1 pseudogene is annotated in these 458 nt (G+C 67.5%); it reads right to left on the reverse strand.

The features are described from left to right. Positions 1 to 295: pseudogene (locus ADL25_RS16165) on the reverse strand (UDP-N-acetylglucosamine--N-acetylglucosamine transferase); the annotation flags it as partial. Between the last annotated feature and the right edge of the window lie 163 nt (positions 296 to 458).

Genomic DNA, 458 nt, shown 5'->3' on the forward strand with positions numbered 1-458 from the left:
TGGAGTAGATCCGCTGGTAAGCCCATGGCGCACGGACGAGCATCCGGTGGTAGATCTCCTGGACAGCCTGTCCGAGCCTCACAGGCAACAGATCCAGCACGTCGAACCGGTCCACTGCGAGGCCGTCGTTCCTGAGGCGCCGGGCCAGCTCGGCGGCGGCGCCGTCGTGGCCGGCGCCGACGCTCGCAGAGATGATGGCGACGCGCCCAGGGAGCGCCCCCTGCGCCCAGGGGGCCGGGACCGGTACAGGACTTGCCGCGGCGGGGCGCGGAAGCGTACGTCCGATATGAGGCATGGGCTGCTCCTCCGCCCGACGAGGGCTGCAGAATCTACAAGATGTAGTAGTTCGCGTGTCGAAGCCCGGAGCATACCTCCTACAATTAGTAGTAGGCATGCCGGGTAGCCTGTGCTGAGACGGCAGGAGGGAAGGCGGACGGTGAGCGACCCCAAGGGCGAGG

Source organism: Streptomyces sp. NRRL F-5122, assembly GCF_001507435.1.
Taxonomy (GTDB): Bacteria; Actinomycetota; Actinomycetes; order Streptomycetales; family Streptomycetaceae; genus Streptomyces; species Streptomyces lannensis.